A 16,146-nucleotide genomic window follows, 5' to 3' on the forward strand; every position below is an offset into this window, starting at 1 on the left:
GGCGTCGGGAAGGGTAAGCGCCCCCTCTGGGCGATCGCGCCGGCACCAGCGAACAAAAACTACGATGTCTTTCACCGCGGCTGGAACTCCTAATGTCCGTGGTAAGTCCCGCGCTAGTCGCGTGATGCAAAACGTTCACTAGGAGTGATGCGACGAATGATCGCCTTCCCACGTCCCTGATATACCTGCTGATCGAGCCAGGCTACCTCCTCACCTTCCTTTGCTGTATCAATTTCCCTCCACCAGAAACGAAGGCCGGGATTCCAGCGATAGCCACGCGACCGGAGCAGATCTTTCGCATCGAACGGAGCGCCCACGGCTTCAACTCGAAAGCTATCAAGCGCGCAGCGCGATAACAGGTGGGAAAGAACTGACCGCCCATCGGCTGTTTTCACTGCTAGAAGGGATGTCAGTGCTTCGACGTCATTACCTGCGCGATGCCCCTCGAAAAACCGCCCGCTTTGTAGCACTAGATGTCCAAGCGCACGACCATCAAAGCCGAGATCAAGCCAGTCCAGCTGGGTTAGGCTACAAGCCCAGGCCCGATAGCGCAGGCCAGGAAAACGTACGTCGAGAAAAGGACGATCGAACGCAGCGTTGTGCGCGATCACCAAATCAGCAGTCGCGAGTGCGCCGGTGATCGCAACATCGTCGAAGCGTTTGCCCTCCAGCGTCTGATTGCTGAGTCCCGTCAGCTTGGAGATGCGATCCGTGATCGGTCGCCCTGGATCCTCCATCCACGACTTTACCCGTTCGACCTCTAGGATTTCCCCATCGGGATTGAAGATAAAGCTTTGGGCTGCGATCTCGATCAGGCGATCCTCGTTAGGATCGAGTCCGGTCGTCTCTGTATCGATCACCAGACCAATTTGCTCGTCAGCAGCGCAGGGCCGGAGCTGCTCGACATGATCCCCGTCGTCCAGTGCGCGCAGTACTCGGAAGCCAGGTTGACGTTCAAGCATTTGGGCCAATGCTTCGCCTTGAAGCTCATCGTTTGCGAGCGGCGGAGCCACCGAGCCTGCCAGGCGGGCAAGAAGGCGTAAGATCAGCCCCATCAGTTCAATTTCGCGAGTTGTTCGAGGAGCATCAGAGAGATCTCATAGCCAGGCGGCAAACTTTTGTACTCCTTAATGCCGTCCTTCATCGGGTCGCCGCCGCGCTGATGCAAATCCAGGGTGGCCACCGGCAATTCGATGATCTGCCCTGTCGAAAGCCCCGGGCCAGCGTGTTGATATATGGTACGCCGTTCGGAAAGGCGGTAGGGCGAAACCGCGAGCGAGCCTCCGAAGTGGCCGCAATTGCAAATCACCACGTTGCAAAAGACCATCCGCGAAACGGCCTCGGCGACGTGACGAAAGGACGTGGCGTCCTTATTCAGCGCGAGGATGAAGAGGTGCTGGACTTTACCGCGGTACATGGCGATACGTTCGAGATCGAGAAAATCATAGCATACCATGACGCCGAACGTGCCGATTCCGTCCCCATCGAACAACCAGACAGACGGGTCCGGCTGAAACTCGCAGGGCACCGATAGAAGCTTCTTCTTTTCCTCTGGCGCAGGGTAGGTCTTGCCGATCCGACGGGTCACTGCATGAGACCCCATAGCCTTGCCCCGCCATCGCTTCGGCACGATGAGAAGCGCGTCATTATGGATGTGTCCGGCTTGGGCGCCATTGCGATAATCCAAACCCGCGATGACGACCGACTGCAAGCCGTTCGCCATAGCGCGCAGCTTTGGTTCGAAGCCCGTGGGAACCGCGAGCTCCGGCAGCAAGATGATATCCGGAGACTGCTCCTCTTGGCGGAAAGCTGCGAAATATCCACGGATTTCAAGGATCGCACGCTCTTCTTCGCAGGGGCTCATTTTGGTGCCGGCCGCCCATGCTGCGGCGGGATCCAGGGAAGTCTGGATTACGCCGAGCTTAAGCGACGCATTCAGAACGGATACGGGCTCGCCGGTCATAGCAAATCCTCCGCTTGCCCGGCGTCCCCTTCAAACGCGCCCAGTTGTCGCAGGCGAACGGGAATCAGTTGTCGCGGTTGGTGTTCCAACACGGTCATCTGTGTGAGCTGCAGCATGGATTGCGCGCGCTCGAGAAGTCGGTCTAACTGTTGTGCCGACCGGATCGGTCGATCAAACTCGGTGTCGTCGGCCGCAGCGCGATGCTGTGTGCCGAACAATGAGGGGAACAAAGCCAGCAGTGACGTCTCCCGATTGCGCGGGAGCAGGCACGACTGAAGGATTGAAAGTGTGAACGAGGATATCGGAAGCTTTTCGAGGTCTCGGGCCACGATCTCCATAAGGCCTCGCTCCTGACCGCGGATGTTCCAGGCTGCCGGCAGATCAAAGCTTCGCCGGAGTAGTCCCCATAGAAGTTGCCCAATTGGCCGCAACCGGCGAGGCCATCCTCGATCATTCTTCGGCAGAATTTCACGATAGCGATAATCTAACAGGCCGAAGTCGACCATGTGAACGCTATGCATGGGATCGTGCACGTATTTGCGCCAGCCTTCCCAAGTCGGGGTTCCCTCAACGAGTGCATCCGCCGCCATTGCAGTCCAGTTCCGAGGAATTTGAACATTCTCAGGATGAAGGACATCTAGAAATTCTGGATCGCGTCCATCAAGATCCAGATCATCGAAGTCGAACAATGGCTTTAGAATCTGCCTTAGGATCTCCAGCGCCGTCCATTCTGAACGCCGGGGATCATTGGGTTTAAGACTGTTCGTAAAGGTGACCCAATCGCGCAGCGTCGGCTGTGCGGCCAAGGCGTTCGTGCGCACACGCACGTCATCCACGATTGGAGTTCCAGGCGGTAGCTGTTCGAACGCGGCCGGTGCGCTGCGGGCAGCGTCGAGCAGCCATCCTGTGTCGTCCGCGTGCAGAATAGTCGGATGCTCGCCCAGCCATTTCCAAGCCTGGGTGGAAAGCGCACTAGGATAGCGGCGCAGGCATCTCCAGTCATCCGGATCCGCTGGATCAAGAGCGTCGGCGACCAGACCCCAATAGCGCGGCGTTGCATCCCCGTGCGCCAAAGTTGTCATGAAAAACCAATGATACCATATGCCAAGCGAAACGCCTGTGACCCGATTTAAGTCGAAGATCGCTTGCGGCCCCGCGCGGGTACCAGACGACGCGGCGCACTCGTACATTGCTTTCGACAGTTCCGATTCTTCGTCAGCGATTTCGAGACCTGCAATGACCAAGGCTGCGGTCACGGCGCGCTGAGCATCGGCTTGAAAGTGCTGCAACGGATCTTTAGGCGACGGCCTGATCACGAATGCACCAAGCTTGGCTCGCGCTACATTCTTCAGGAAGTTGCGCGCAGCGTCACGTTCCCTGTGTAGGAGATTGGCGCGCGTCACCGCTACGCTCGCATTGAGAATGTGCCGTGAGAGGTTTTGGAGCGCCAGAGAGCCCAGATAGCAGCAGAGTTGCTTGTGGTCGCCGGACCGATGATCGCGCATCCAATTCGTGATGTGCGAGAACCCATCAAAGCCGGTAACACGACAGAAGTCGAAAAGCCGGATGAATAGGCGCGCTTTGTCTGGATGAGTTGCAAACGCCTCGAATAACAAACCGAAATGGCGATTAAGAAGCTTTCTCCAATTGTCGCTTTCTTCTTTCCTGAGCGTGGCGATGGTCGCGTTAAGCGCCTTAATGCCATCCTTGGTGCTCTGATCGACCGGTTGGACAGCCTTTAAAATCTGAAGCTTTCGAAGGGCTTCAAGCAGTTTGTCGCTGGGTCTAAAAAGCGCAGGCGTGAGCGTCGAGATTCTGGCTGCGGCAAACGCCATGCGCGTGTCCCCGCGAATTTCCTGCTCGGGGATATTGGCCAACAGTAACCATTCGAGCTGCTCCAGCCGTTGACCGCGTGCGGCATCAGTCAGAAGATCAAAGTCTATCCCCGCGAGCATAGAGACTTGGGCAAGTGTCCGTGTCATCAGTTGACTAGGCTTGCGCCCATTAACCGCGGCAGCGGTCCTCGCCACTTCGATCAAGTCATCGTCGACGGCTGATTTATCAATCAGCTCGGGAAATAATATCCCCTTGAGCTCTTTGGGCAAAAACTTGTCGGGTTCGATCTCAGCACCGATTCCGTGCTTTCGGAGCAAGCCCATATAATCGGCAATCCACTTGATGATCGCGTCAAAGTCATAGGCCAGAACTTCATGGTCATCGACAAAGCGGAAGTGAGCGATATCACGGCGTGTCAGCAATTGTGCGTCCAGATCGAGGTCGAGAGGCAGCATCGCGACGTTCGCGAGAAAGCCGCTCGCAAACAGGCCGGTGGGGAGCCCATCGAACGGACCACTTGAGACAACGGGATCGACTGCCGCCAACATCGCCATCGAGAGACCGGACGCATCGACTTTGAACGCCAGCATCTGTTCGATTAGAGCACGTAGGCGAGGATCTTCTGAATAGCCCTCCACCAAAGTCTCGAATCCCCGCTTGATTGCAGACATGCGGATCGAAGGGTAGAATTTCTTGAGGTCGAAGGATGCCGCGTAGATAGTTTCGCTAGCCTTTTCCGGCCGAACCCAGTGCCCGCGCTCCAGATAGGCAAGGCCATCGGACTGTTCGAGCGCCTGCCGTTCTCCCTGATCGAGAACATCTGGATCGATCTTCTCGGTGACCATCTTACGGGCAGTCAGTGAGACATGTCGCCGGAACAACGGCCAGCTATGCTTGAAATGCCGGTAGAGATGGCCGGCCGAGTGACGATAGGGGCCGATGTTCAGTCGCGACGGCCGGGCTTCGTGGTCTTCGCGTTCATACCAAGCTGCTCGGTACAAGCGATTCCCATAGCTCCAGGCCGGCATCTTCTGATCGAGCTCCGGGCCAAGCACGTTGGCCAGCGCACACCATGCGACCTGATCGCGCACCGCGACTTGAAAATACTGACGGAGCCGCGGATGGCCGTTCTTGTCCGGTTTCTTCGGTTGCGGGACGAGACGAAGCGGCGCGCTCTTCCATATCCCTGCCGCGAAATCGCTGCGGATGCTTTCGAGCTGCGCTTCGAGATCGAGCTCGAATGCTGCGACCTCCGCTTGGTCGTAGAGGCTGTCCGCCATTCGATAGGCGCGCTTCGCCTTGCGCCATGCCCAGAGCAGGTTTTCGGGAAGCAAGAGTAGATCGAACCAGGTCATGTCGTTTCGCCGCGCCGGATTTGGAGATAAGCATTGAGATCACTGGCGCCTGACGGTGGCGGTCGAGAAATCGCTGTGACACCATAGGAGCCAAGCAAGTTCACCAGCGCCCGCGAGAACCGTTCTCCCGCCTTGTCGGCGTCGCCGATCACGATGACGTTGCGTTGCCTAAGCTTCGGTATGATGGCGGGATCGAGCCTACTGTCCGCGCCGAGCAGGCCGAGTGCTTCCTTCCCCAATTCCGCAGCGGACAGGACGTCGGTCACGCCTTCGCAAATCAGGATCGAGGCGGATGAGCCCGCCAGGATGTCGAGGTTATAGGCGGGGGGTGGGAGATCCTTGGGACAAGCCCATCTAAACTCTAAGCCATTATCAGCGCGGCGGCCCTGCAGATAGAGAACGCGCTCTTGGTCGAGAAAGGGAAACAGCAGATAGCCCGATGGGAAAATCAACCTGGGGCCAAATCGGCCGTCGAAAACCAGGCCGCATCTGCGAAGACGCGCATCCCCGAATACTCTGCATGCTTCTCGCAGCGTCGATGTTCTGTTACCGAGTTGCCCGATGCGAAAGCCGGAGATTGTGGCATCGCGGAAACCTCGGGAACGAAGATATTCGCGGCCGCTGTCCTGAAGAGGTGCGTTATCGAGGAGCCAGCCAAAGACTTCTGGATCGGGGTTAAGGTCGGAAGCGGGTGCCACGTTGCGCGCCGCCCGTATGGTCGACTTGGACGCGCGCGACGCCAAGAACCGGTTCGTGTGACGAGATGCATCAGGTTCGCTTCGTCCAAATCGCTCGCGTAACCATCTGCAAGCGCCGGCAAAGTCTCGACCCTCCATTTCCATAACGAGGTCGATGACACTGCCACGCCGACCGCAGGAGAAGCAGCGAAAGCTGTTCGTCGAAAATCGAAGTGCGAAGGAGGGGTTACGATCTTCGTGCCCGGGTAGCGGACAGCGCCCACGTCCATTGGGAGGCAGGCAAATCTCCAAGCTTGCCGCGACGTTCGCAATTGGGATCGCCTTGAGCACATCGAGATCCATCATTCGGTTACTTGGCTGTCTGTGAAGGTGGCTTCAATGACCGTTAGATTTGCTTCAATCGGACACGCGCCGATCCAACAGGGCATGCGGCTCACGGGCGCGACGCGCGCAAGCGGTGCAAAGGTCTCAATGATAGTATCCCCCATTTCACGCGGCTCTCGCCACTTTGAAACTGCCAAATAGGTATCGACATTGCAACCGGGTGGCGGTTGGTTAGCATCAAGGTGGACTAGTGTAGCCCTGCCACTCAGCGGGTTGAAGGAACGATATGACTGCTGATCTGGAAACCTTTGTTCAAAGGTGCAAAATATTACCCGATGGCTTTGTCGGACATGCCGATTCGGCCTGGCGACTGGGCGCCGTGCTATTCCTGAGATGTGGAAGCGCTGTTGCTATGGTCCAGAAGGCCGCGCGCGATCCAAAGTATGAGTTTGCCCGTGCGTGGTCGATGCCTGGCGGTATGGTCCGCGCGCGCGACATGGCGGGAGATGACAACAAGATCAACATACCGAAGTTGCTAACCCGCTCTACTACCGCGCGTGCGGAAGCAGAAGCGGGCATCGTGCTGGAACATCACGGTGAAGTAGTTCCATCCATGCTCCACGGCCCCATCGTGAGTTCGTACACCGTGAAGGGCACGCGGAAGTTCGTGCTGATCACCGTGCAGGTCGCTCAAATGAACGAATGCTGCGGTTTGACCGTGCAGGATCATTCCGTACAAAATGCCTGTTGGATGGAGCCACCTTTTCCTTGGGCCGAGATTGCTCCCGCAAATCGCGTGTTGCTTGCCCATACCTATTGGCAGAGTCTCGAAGACCGTGAACGCGAGACCGCCCGACGTGCGATCGAAGACGGTCTGGTCAAGTGCCGAGCCTGGGGGCGGGCTATGGGCTGGCCAGTACTCGCCGCGCCTTGGGATGAACTGCCCGTCCTTTCCGCTTGGCAAGAAGCTTGGACCGGCGCTGGCGAGATATCAATTGCCGCTTCGGATTAACGCGCCTGCCTCGCGCGGCCGGGGTCGAACGAGCGCGCCACACCGGGGATGGCAGCTATCGCGGATCGCGTCTGATAAGCGGGCTGGCCGCAAGCGGCCCAGTTGCCGCCGCGATGATGAGGTGGTGGACTGCACGCCGAAATTAGGCCCCTGACGAGACCGGTCAATCGGCATGTCGCGACGGAACGACTGCTAAGTTCCAGCCCAAGTCTTTACTCCATTGCTACAGCGTGCTGAACGAGCGGCAAGGGTCGCGTCCCGGGACGTGGTGTAGGATCTGAGGTCAGCGCTGCTGGCCGGGCGCGCGCTTGCCATATAGCGCTGTAGCGTTCGGCCAGCAGCGCGGGTGGTCACCGTGATTTTCGGCTAGGTTTGGGTTGCGAAGCTCGAACCTGGAGAACCACGATGACCGATTCCATGATGCACCTGCGCGCGCTGGTCGAGAAGGCCCCTGACGCGGATATTTTGCGCGAGATGATCTCCTTTGCCGCCGGGCGGTTGATGGAGATGGAGGTCGGCGGCCTGACGGGTGCGGCCCACGGCGAGAAGTCCGCCGATCGGCTTGTCCAGCGCAACGGCTACCGCGACCGCGATTGGCAAACCCGCGCGGGAACGGTGGAACTGCGCATCCCCAAGTTGCGCAAGGGCAGCTATTTCCCCGGTTTTCTGGAGCCGCGCCGGATGGCCGAGCGGGCGCTGACGGCGGTCATCCAAGAAGCCTATGTGCATGGCATCTCGACGCGATCGGTCGATGATCTGGTCAAGGCGCTGGGCATGGATGGCATCTCCAAAAGCCAGGTCAGCCGCCTGTGCGAAGAGCTCGACCAAAAGGTGCATGCCTTCCTCGATCGCCCGATCGAGGGCAACTGGCCGTACCTGTGGATCGACGCCACCTATGTCAAAGTCCGCCAGGATGGCCGCATCGTCTCGGTTGCAGTGATCATCGCGGTGGGCGTCAACAGCGACGGTCGCCGCGAAGTGCTGGGCATGGACATCGGCCCTTCTGAGGCCGAGCCGTTCTGGACCGCCTTCCTGCGCAAGCTGACGCGCCGGGGCCTGCGCGGCGTGAAGCTCGTGATCTCCGACGCCCACGAAGGCATCAAGGCGGCGGTATCCAAGCTGCTGTGCGCAACATGGCAGCGTTGCCGCATCCACTTCATGCGTAATGCGCTCGCCCATGCCGGCAAGAGTGGCCGCCGCGTCGTCTCGGCATTCATCGGCACCGCCTTCGCGCAGGAAACGCCCGAGGCAGCCAGCCAGCAATGGCGCTCCGTTGCCGACCAGATGCGCCCAAAGCTCCCGAAACTGGCGACTTTGATGGACGATGCCGAACCCGACGTGCTGGCCTACATGACCTTCCCAAAGGAACACCGCGCCAAGTTGCACAGTACGAATCCCATCGAGCGCCTCAATGGCGAGATCAAGCGCAGAACCGAGGTCGTAGGCATCTTCCCCAACGAGGCCGCGATCACTCGCCTCATCGGTGCGATCCTCATGGAGCAGTCCGATGAATGGGCCGTACAGCGCGGGCGCTACATGTCCCTTGAAACCATGGCGCCCGTGAGCGACAATCCCATCGTCATGCTCTCGGCTGTACCCGGAGCATGACCGACTCAAACTGGTGCCGAAATCGACGGTGGCCCAGATAAGCTACACCACGCCGAGGGACACGATCAGCGGCAAGAATCGATCACGTCAAAATTGAGCGCGAATGACCGAGTTTGGGGCGGCATTTTCCATCACAGCGCACTGGCGGCAGGCGACCAAAGCCGGTCGTTCCGCACCGTCGGCTTGAACGTCCGGTGCTGGCACAATCACCCATTCGCATCTGAAAGTCTTCAGTCGGCAAACCGTCCCAGTTCCGACCGATCAGCGGTCGATCGACAGGACTCGAAGGGCGCCTTCCAGTTGCAGCGTGCGGTCGCGCGTCACGGTGACAGCAGACGATGCTTCCATCGGCACATAGATCGTGCCGGTGCGGGTTGCGTAGAGCGCACCTCGAGCTACGCTTTCGGCGTCGCGGAAGGCAAGCCACGCCCGCTGCGCCCTACGCAGTGTCTCCCGTGCGGCGACCGGGAGCTGCTGCATCAGGGCGGCATAAGCACGGTTCATACGCTTGTCGTAAGCACGTGCCGCGATGGCATAGCAATCAGTCTGGCCTGCCGTCGAACCGTTTGCGGGCGCGTCAAGGCAGCGTGTCAATGCTGCCTGAACCGGATCACCGCCGGGGGTGGAGGGCGCAGCGGCGGCCAACAACATCAGGCTAAAAGGCAAAATCATAGTGTCTGCACGATCATCCCGCCCGCCCAGCGGCACAAGAACATTATGGCGATGAATGCGGCGACAAATGAGAAAAGCCAGCTTGTTTCCGCATCCAACAAGGCTTTGCCATCTGCATCGAGCAGGCCGGCGTCGCGCCGCTTCATCTGACGCCTGGTAAGCAGGCCTATCAGCACCGTTAGCGTCACCATTGGCACAAAGCCGAACACGAGTGCACTGAGGCTCCCGGCAGACGCCCGGCCGGCGCTGTTCGCGAGGAGAAAACGAACTATGGCAATCTGATTGGAATAGGGCGCAAAGACGTAAAGTATCGTCACAATGCCGACGAGATAAATGAGAAAGTGGCGAACACGCAGGGACCATGGCCAAACTATCCGCGGGGTTGGTCGCGGTGATGGATCGAAAACTGAGGGGAGTGGAGCGTTTTGGTCTCGCGCGACCTGGGATTGTTGGCCGGCATTATCTCGAAACCTGCGGTACATCCCACGATGAACCACCGTCAGGCCGACGGTCGCGAGAAGCCAAACCAAAACGAGATTGAGCGCGATTGCGCCTGCATCTCGATCGGTCGACTGGCGCAGAAAGGCGACACCAATCCACGCCGCCATCACAGCGATAAGGGCGAACAGCCAGCAAAAGCCCAATATTAGCCACAGGCGCCATCTGCGTGCGTGCATCCAAACGCGCAGTCGACGTAACAGCCCAGGCATCTCTGTTGATGATCCATTCTCTACAGCACCAGAGGGTGGTTGCGGATCAAAGATCCTAGGTGACTTGGCTCCTGATCTCAATCGCTGGCCGTTGACCCCGGTCGAACGAGAGAGTGGCGCGCACCCTGCCACGGCACGGCTATATGGGGAATGAGGGCTAATAGCTCGCAGTCGGTGACGGCCAGCCTTGCTCGTTCAACGAGCCAATGTGGCCGGACGCGCGAATGTCGGTTCCTCTTGGAGGCCGAAATTTGCCGAACCGGCTGGGGATGACGGGTTTGTCCCCGATCCGGCTTTCGCCATCGTCGGTACTCGACCAATTATTGCCGTTCCGGTTAGGTCACGTGTACGGCCGCTATCTCCAAAAGCGGCCACTCATGGGTTTTCGACCAAGCACTCACATTGTTCGGTCGAAGGCCATTCTTTGCATACGCCTCCGCACACACATTGCCTGCTGCGCCACACCATTTGGCAGTTTAACCTCTTCATCTCTCTGGGGCAGGTTCGGGAAAGATCGATTTGAAACAGATTTTGGGAAAACTGCCACCTATAAGCATAGGAAAAACCACTGCGCTCGTACCATCCCGTCCCATTGGAAATTCGTTTTCGAAAATGGGCAGTCGAGAACGAGCATCTGTGGCGTCCCCGATGCTCGTTCCGAAACGGGCGTCCGTTACTTTTTGACCTGCCGTTGCACGACGGTGCCCACAGATTCCGGCTGACCGGAGGCGATCACCAGATAGCGGCGCGATCGTGCGGGGGCAGCCGGCGTGACGATCTGCCGCAGGGGGCCAACCGCGTTGACGATCGCACCGCCGGCGGGATTGGTCATGAACTTGGCGAGCGGTTCGACCGGGCCGTTGCCATCGGGACTGGTCGACAGGCCCAGCACGAACGGCATCTTCGGCGGCAGGCCCGCGACGGCGGCCTGCAGGATCTGCACCTGCCCCTGATCGAACAGCGTCACCTGGCTCTGTCCGGTGCCGGAGAGGGTCAGTTGCACCTTCTCGCCCGCCTTGGCGAGCGGTTGAAGACCGGCCATGCCATCGCCTGAGGGCACCGCGCCGGGAGCATAGGCGACCCCCTGCGGGCCTTGCCCGATCGGTATGGTGGCGATAACCCTGTTCGTCGCGGTGTCGATCGCGGCCACCGCATCGGCATTCTCCAGGCCGACATAGATGCGGCTGCCATCGCCCGAGGGCCACAGCCCGTGCGGCAACGCTCCAACGGGGATCGTCGCGACCTGGGCGAAATTATCGGTGCGGAACACCTTCACGACATTCTCGGTGCCGACCGTCACATAGGCGAACTGCCCGCGTGGCGTCTTAGCGATGTTGACGTGGTTGGTGATCGCTCCCGTCGCGAAGCTCTTCAGCACCGCGAACGGAGGCCTGGCGTCGAACACCATGACCTTCCCGATGTCCTTCAGCGTCAGCCACACCTGCTTGCCATCGGGCGTCGCGGCGATGTCAGGGCAGAAGGGGCTTTCCTGCTTCACCCGGCCGACGATCCGCTTCGACGTGGTGTCGATCACGACGGTTTCGGGCGAGAAGCTGGAGCAGACATAGCCATACTTCCCATCTGGCGAGAAGATCGTCATGCCGGGACCGTTCGGGACGGGAATGCGGCCCGCCTCCTTGTAGGTCGCGCCATCGATGACGGCGATATAATCCTCGCCGCGTACGCTGACCCAGACCTCGCGGCCGTCGGGGCGGAAGAAGGCCTCGTGCGGGCTGCGGCCGACATAGGTCGTGTGGCGGACACTGTTGGTGGCGGTGTCAATGAAACTGACCGCATTCGATCCGATCGACACGACGGCGAGCGTCCGCCGGTCGGGCGAGAAGCCCATGCCGTGGACCAGCAACTGCCCACGATAGAGCGGGCTGAGGTTCATCGGCGTCGGATCGCCCAGCTTGATGACGCCGAGCAGCCGGTTGGTCGACGGATCGATGACCGACACGGTGTTGGAAAACTGGTCCGAGGTATAGAACCGGTCGCCGGACGAGACGGGCATGTCAGGCTGTGCGTTCGGCACCTGCTGCGCGGTCGCCGCGGCGGGGGCCAGCAAGGTGCCGGCAAGGGCTGCGAGGATCAGCTGCTTCACCGATGGGTTCCTTCCGAGTGGTGGGTCTGGGGAGCGGCGGGAGCGCCGCCCTTTTCGTTCAGGATGGCCTGCATCACCGCGATCTCCTGCCGTTGCTCGACGATGATCCCCTGCGCCAGACGGCGTAGCCGCTCGTCCTTGCCGAAGCGGAGTTCCGCCTCTGCCATGTCGATGGCGCCCTGATGATGCGGGATCATCATCGCGGCGAAGTCGCGGTCGGGATCGCCAGTCGACGGGACTGCCATCGCCTGATGCATGCGCTGCATCGCGCCGGCCATCACGGTGGCGAAGTCGCTGGTCTGGGCCAGCGCCGCGCCACTGACCAGAGCGGCAGCAGCGAGCGCTGTCTTGAGCGGGATTCTCACGATATCGGCAACTCCATACGGTCGGACACGGGAGGTCCACGCATCCGGCTCAACATAAACCCATGTTATTCGATCCGCTCCGGCCACGATCGGCCGTCAGGCGATGTGTAACACGGCCAGCAGGGACATGCTGATCACGCCCAGGCCGAGCAGCGACAGCACCACCGCGGCCGTCACCTTGCCGCCCGCCTTGGCGACGGTGCGGACGTCCACGCCCAGTCCCAGCGCTGCCATCGACACCACGGTCAGCAAGGTGGAGATGCGGCCGATCGGCGCAATCGCGGCGGACGGCACCAGCCCGAACGACCGACAGGCGACCATCACGAGAAAGCCGACGATGAACCACGGGACCAAATGGGCGAGGTCGAACTTTCTTACCCTTGCGGTGCCCGCCACGACCTCTCCCGCTGGTAGCTCCTGCGGGGCAAGGCGCGGCGCAATCAGCGACAGGACGAGGCAGACTGGCCCCAGCATCAGCACGCGGACGAGCTTGACCAACGTCCCCATCTGCACCGCCGCAGCCCCCAGTGGCGAGGCGGCCGCAATCACCTGCGGCACCGCGTACACGGTCAGTCCGGCCAGCGCCCCGAAGGCGATGCCGCTCATGCCGAGCGCGATCCCGAGCAGCGGCAGGCCCAGCACGACGATGACGCCCAGCACGGCGGTGAACGCGATGGAAGCGGCTACATCGTCGCTGTCGGCTTCGATCACCGGTGCTACCGCGGCAATGGCTGAGTTGCCGCAGATCGAGTTGCCGCATGCGACCAGCAGCGCCATCCGCGTCGGCAGGCCCAGCAGGCGACCGATACCGAAGCTCAGCAGGATCGCACTTGCCACCACGCCGGCGATCCCGACGAGAAGCGGCACGCCGGCAGCCACGATTGTGGCGGCACTGACGGAAGCTCCGAGCAGGACGACCGCGACTTCCAACAGATATTTGGCGCTGAACGCGATGCCGTCGTGCCATCTGTCACCGGGCGTCCAAAGGCTGCGGATGGCGGTGCCGATCAGAATGGCGAGCACCAACGCCTCCAGCCAGGCCTTGCCCGCGACGGCGCGCTCACCAGCTTCCAGCGCATAGGCGGTGCCGGTCACAGCCAGACACAGACCGATACCCGGCATGAGGGGGAGCAGTCGGTCAGACCGGCCGATGGGTGTGACAGTGTTGGGTCGGGCAACGGTCGTCATGGGGATATTCCTTCCGCCGCATCATCTATGCCGTGATCACCGATCGTTCCAACGCATCTATATTATCATTCCGATCGCCAGACATGATTGATTGAGATACAGGGCCGGCATGACGCTGGAACAGCTTCGCATCTTCGTCGCCGTGGCCGAGCGCGAGCATATGACGGCGGCTGCCCGCGCGCTTAACGTCACTCAATCGGCGGCTTCTGCGGCTATTGCTTCGCTGGAGGAACGGCATGCGATCAAGCTGTTCCACCGTGTCGGGCGCGGTATCATGCTGACCGAGGCCGGACGACTGTTCCTGGCGGAAGCGCGCGGCGTTCTGGCGCGGGCGGAAGCAGCTGAGACGGTGCTGCGCGACCTGGGCGGCCTGGCGCGGGGCACACTTCGGGTCGTCGCCAGCCAGACAATCGCTGCCTATTGGCTGCCGCCCTTCCTCGCGACCTTCCACGCGCGTCACCCGGCGATCGACATCGACCTGGCGATCGGGAACAGCGAACAGGCGGCCGCGCGCGTCCACGATGGCGCGGCGGACCTGGGGATCATCGAAGGGCAGATCGACGATCCGGCATTGGCGCATTGGCGGATAGGTGAGGATCGATTGCTGCTGATCGGGGCCAGGCCGTTTGGGAATGCGCCGATCGACGCCGCCTGGCTGTGTCAGGCGCGCTGGGTGCTGCGCGAAGCGGGGTCCGGCACGCGCTCGACCTTCGACAGCCACTTGCGCCGCCTGGGCGTCGATCCAGCCACCCTCGACGTGGCACTGACAATGCCCTCGAACGAGAGCGTCCGCACGGCCGTCGAGGCGGGCGCTGGCGTCGCCGTTCTGTCAGCGCTGGTGGTCGAACCCGCCATCGCAGCAGGCACGCTGCACGCCGCCCCGATCGCGTTCGAGCCGCGCCCTTTCTTCGGGTTGCGACACAAGGAGCGCTATCGCACGAAAGCCGCAGACGCCCTGTTGGACGTGATCGGGGCATAGCAGAAGCGACCTTTGAGCTGCGCGTCCAAGGGCGCGAGTGCTGGCGAGATATGCGCGTTGCTGTTTCGCCATCCTTCGGGACGCTCGTGAACGGCTGCTCCCGGTTGAACCCGCCGTTCGGCTCGGCCGCCTAGATGGTGGGTTTGTCCCAGGCCCCGGCATTCCCCTGCACTGCGATAACGGTGAACGTACGACTGGTTCCGACGCCGCAGCCAGGGCCTCTGAACGTCAGCAACTAAGGCAGGAACCGCCCCCCCTTTCGCCATGATCGGGTTACAGCAACCTACCGCTGGCCGGCAGGCGCATGTCAGGTCGTGTGAGCCATCTCGAAACCTTCAACGTGGAGGGTGCTGCTTTCCTTCAACAAGCCGAACACGTGATCGGCCCAATCCTGCAACATGCGCCGGCGCGGCGACAGGTACAGCGCGCTGTTGTAGGCGCTGCGGACGTCATCGCGGTCGACGTGGGCAAGTGCCATCTCGATCCAATCGGACCGGTAGCGCTCGGCTTCGTTGGCCCAGGTGGAGGCCAGACCGCGGAAGCCGTGGACCGTCTGTCGCCCACGATATCCCATGCGATAGCAGCCATAGATCATGGTGTTCTGAGAAATCGGCTGGCCCAGCTTGTCACCGCCGAAGACGTAATCACCTGTCGAATAGGCCCTGACGGCTTCGAGCAACGACACGACCTGGCGCGACAGCGGCACAAGGTGCTCGCGTTCCATCTTCATCCGCGCCGCGGGCACGCGCCACAGCGGCTCCGGCCCATCGAGTTGCTCGAACTCATCCCAGCGCGCAAGGCGAGTCTCGTTGGTCCGTGCCCAGGTCAGCAGCGTGAACAGCAACGCCGCACGGGTTACGGCGCGACGGCGCGGATTCTCTTCGCCGTCGTAGCTGTCGATTGCCTGAGCCAGCGCAGGCAGTTCCTGCAAACCCACCCGTGCCATATGCCGCACGCGCGGCTTCGGCTTCAACAGGTCCGACAGATATGCGGCCGGATCCTGATCGGCCCAGCCTTGCGGAATCGCGAAGCGATAGATCTGGCTGACGTGCTGCTTGATACGCCGGCTTACGTCGAGCGCGCCGCGCGCTTCCACGGTCCGAACCATGGCCAGCACGTCAGCGCTGGTGATGGAGCGAAGCGGCCGACTGCCGAGCACGGGGAAGGCATCGCGCTCGAGCCGCGTCATCAGCCGCTTGGCATGACGTTCGTCAAGATTGCCCTCGCGGTTCTCATGCCAGGCCCGCGCCGCCTGCTCGAACGTCTTTCCCGCTGGCGACCTGTTGCTGGCACCAGGGTCCCTGCCCTGCCCCAGCGCCACTCTGGCCTCCG

The 16,146-nt window shown here is 61.1% G+C and carries 13 protein-coding genes; 3 read left to right on the forward strand and 10 right to left on the reverse strand.

The annotated features are described in order from the left end of the window. Positions 1 to 113: 113 nt before the first annotated feature. The 4 genes from IP65_RS21140 to IP65_RS21145 are packed head-to-tail and all read right to left on the reverse strand — an operon-like array spanning position 114 to position 6,197. A complete protein-coding gene (locus IP65_RS21140; RefSeq protein WP_082350289.1) occupies positions 114 to 1,055 on the reverse strand; it encodes a 3'-5' exonuclease in 942 nt (313 codons plus the stop codon). Further along, positions 1,055 to 1,963 (reverse strand): hypothetical protein, encoded by a 909-nt coding sequence (locus IP65_RS20230; RefSeq protein ID WP_054132848.1) that lies wholly within the window; start codon positions 1,961 to 1,963, stop codon positions 1,055 to 1,057. Before IP65_RS20230 ends, IP65_RS21140 begins: the two co-directional genes overlap by 1 nt. After that, on the reverse strand, positions 1,960 to 5,154 hold the full coding sequence (locus IP65_RS20235) for an RNA-directed DNA polymerase (RefSeq protein WP_054132849.1): 3,195 nt from the start codon (positions 5,152 to 5,154) through the stop codon (positions 1,960 to 1,962). The genes IP65_RS20230 and IP65_RS20235 overlap by 4 nt, the downstream gene beginning before the upstream one ends. Then, a complete protein-coding gene (locus IP65_RS21145) occupies positions 5,151 to 6,197 on the reverse strand; it encodes a CHC2 zinc finger domain-containing protein (protein ID WP_082350290.1) in 1,047 nt (348 codons plus the stop codon). Before IP65_RS21145 ends, IP65_RS20235 begins: the two co-directional genes overlap by 4 nt. 265 nt (positions 6,198 to 6,462) lie before the next feature. Between IP65_RS21145 and IP65_RS20245 the strand changes: the two genes are divergently transcribed. Together IP65_RS20245 and IP65_RS20250 are read left to right on the forward strand one after the other, a co-directional pair. Further along, positions 6,463 to 7,188, forward strand: coding sequence for a hypothetical protein (locus tag IP65_RS20245; RefSeq protein WP_156306805.1), 726 nt, complete (start codon positions 6,463 to 6,465; stop codon positions 7,186 to 7,188). Between the two features lie 405 nt (positions 7,189 to 7,593). Further along, the gene (locus tag IP65_RS20250) at positions 7,594 to 8,796 is read left to right on the forward strand and encodes an IS256 family transposase (protein ID WP_054132852.1); all 1,203 of its coding nucleotides are present in this window, start codon (positions 7,594 to 7,596) and stop codon (positions 8,794 to 8,796) included. 261 nt (positions 8,797 to 9,057) lie between these two features. Here IP65_RS20250 and IP65_RS20255 read toward each other — a convergent pair whose 3' ends face one another. From IP65_RS20255 to IP65_RS20275, 5 genes are all read right to left on the reverse strand, one after another. Further along, a complete protein-coding gene (locus IP65_RS20255; RefSeq protein ID WP_054132856.1) occupies positions 9,058 to 9,447 on the reverse strand; it encodes a lysozyme inhibitor LprI family protein in 390 nt (129 codons plus the stop codon). 17 nt (positions 9,448 to 9,464) lie between these two features. Further along, positions 9,465 to 10,076 carry a hypothetical protein gene (locus IP65_RS20260; protein ID WP_197279309.1) on the reverse strand — a complete coding sequence of 204 codons (612 nt, stop codon included), beginning with the start codon at positions 10,074 to 10,076 and terminating at the stop codon, positions 9,465 to 9,467. Between the two features lie 775 nt (positions 10,077 to 10,851). Beyond that, the gene (locus tag IP65_RS20265) at positions 10,852 to 12,282 is read right to left on the reverse strand and encodes a YncE family protein (protein ID WP_231627830.1); all 1,431 of its coding nucleotides are present in this window, start codon (positions 12,280 to 12,282) and stop codon (positions 10,852 to 10,854) included. Continuing rightward, complete coding sequence (locus tag IP65_RS20270; RefSeq protein ID WP_231627831.1) at positions 12,279 to 12,647, reverse strand: DUF305 domain-containing protein; 369 nt, start codon at positions 12,645 to 12,647, stop codon at positions 12,279 to 12,281. Before IP65_RS20270 ends, IP65_RS20265 begins: the two co-directional genes overlap by 4 nt. A 96-nt stretch (positions 12,648 to 12,743) precedes the next feature. After that, positions 12,744 to 13,835 (reverse strand): YeiH family protein, encoded by a 1,092-nt coding sequence (locus IP65_RS20275; RefSeq protein WP_082350291.1) that lies wholly within the window; start codon positions 13,833 to 13,835, stop codon positions 12,744 to 12,746. A 109-nt stretch (positions 13,836 to 13,944) separates the two neighbouring features. On the opposite strand from IP65_RS20275, the gene IP65_RS20280 reads away from it, so the two are divergent. Continuing rightward, complete coding sequence (locus tag IP65_RS20280; protein ID WP_054132855.1) at positions 13,945 to 14,814, forward strand: LysR family transcriptional regulator; 870 nt, start codon at positions 13,945 to 13,947, stop codon at positions 14,812 to 14,814. A 307-nt stretch (positions 14,815 to 15,121) separates the two neighbouring features. Here the strand turns inward: IP65_RS20280 and IP65_RS22065 are convergent. Next, on the reverse strand, positions 15,122 to 16,146 hold a 1,025-nt coding region (locus IP65_RS22065), incomplete at its 5' end, for a tyrosine-type recombinase/integrase (protein WP_054132859.1).

The sequence above is a fragment of the Novosphingobium sp. AAP1 genome (genome assembly GCF_001295765.1).
GTDB lineage: Bacteria > Pseudomonadota > Alphaproteobacteria > Sphingomonadales > Sphingomonadaceae > Novosphingobium > Novosphingobium capsulatum.